This is a genomic window from Leclercia tamurae, assembly GCF_025566055.1.
Classification (GTDB): Bacteria; Pseudomonadota; Gammaproteobacteria; order Enterobacterales; family Enterobacteriaceae; genus Enterobacter; species Enterobacter tamurae.
Genome location: NZ_JAMHKS010000049.1, coordinates 1 through 1285, shown reverse-complemented (window position 1 = coordinate 1285; position 1285 = coordinate 1). Strand labels below are relative to the sequence as shown.

Here is a 1285-nt window from a genome sequence, read left to right as displayed (position 1 = left end):
TGTACGGTCCGGGGACATCATGAACACTTGTTCGGGGACATGGTAGACACTTACAACTAAGGCATAAGAACCCGTCTGTGGAGTCGCTTATGCCGTGGGATGCGAGAGATACCATGTCACTACGTACCGAGTTTGTATTGTTCGCCTCGCAGGACGGGGCGAACGTCCGCGCACTGTGCCGTCACTACGGCATCTCACCTGCCACCGGCTACAAGTGGCTTCGCCGCTGGGCTGAGGAAGGCGCTCCCGGTCTTCAGGACCGCCCCCGCATTCCTCATCATTCCCCGAACCGGTCGTCCGACGACATCACTGACCTGTTGCGTATGGCACATGTCCGTCACGAACGCTGGGGCGCGCGCAAGATCAAGCGCTGGCTGGAAGACCAGGGCCACCGCATGCCCGCCTTCAGCACCGTCCATAACCTGATGGCCCGCCATGGCCTGCTGCCGGGTGGTGCGCCAGGAGTGCCCGCAACAGGGCGCTTCGAACATGCGGCCCCCAACCAGCTCTGGCAGATGGACTTCAAGGGCCACTTTCCCTTCGGCGGCGGGCGCTGCCATCCGCTCACCCTGCTGGACGACCACTCCCGTTTTTCCCTGTGCCTGATGCACTGTCCCGATGAACGGCGTGAGACCGTGCAGCAGCAACTGGTCAGGGTGTTTGAACGCTACGGCCTGCCGGACCGGATGACCATGGACAACGGCGCCCCCTGGGGCGACACCACCGGCACCTGGACGGCGCTCGAGCTGTGGCTGATGCGCCAGGGGATACGGGTGGGCCACTCCCGGCCTTATCACCCGCAGACCCAGGGCAAGCTGGAGCGTTTTCACCGCAGCCTGAAGGCGGAAGTCCTGCAGGGTAAGTGGTTCACGGACAGCAGTGAACTGCAGCGCGCCTTCGATCACTGGCGGACGGTCTATAACCTTGAACGCCCGCATGAGGCCCTGGGTATGGCGGTGCCGGCCTCCCGCTACCAGCCGTCTGCACGGCAGTACAGCGGCCACACTACGCCACCGGAATACGACGAGGACGTGCAGGTCCGGAAGGTGGATATCAGCGGGAAGCTGACAATCCGCGGCGTCAGTCTGATGGCAGGCAAGGCGTTCAGGGGAGAGCGGGTTGGTCTGCGGGAAACGGCAGATGATGGCGGCTATGAGGTCTGGTGGTACAGCACGAAAGTGGGGGTGATCGACCTGAAGAAAAAGTCGATCACCATGGGTAAAGGATGTTAAAAAGTGTTCACCATGTCCCCGAACATCTGTCTACCATGTCCCCGGACCGTACA

At 62.1% G+C, this 1285-nt stretch carries 1 protein-coding gene; it reads left to right on the top strand.

All coding sequences use genetic code 11. The features are described 5' to 3' along the window. Positions 1–89: 89 nt before the first annotated feature. Positions 90–1232: an IS481 family transposase gene (locus M8318_RS00270; RefSeq protein ID WP_456298743.1), complete on the top strand. Its 1143-nt coding sequence runs from the start codon at positions 90–92 to the stop codon at positions 1230–1232. The last annotated feature ends 53 nt before the right edge of the window (positions 1233–1285 follow it).

Bases quoted from the DNA above. Each gene is read 5' to 3' on its own strand.
- M8318_RS00270 (WP_456298743.1), top strand. From the start codon at position 90: ATGCCGTGGGATGCGAGAGATACCATGTCACTACGTACCGAGTTTGTA.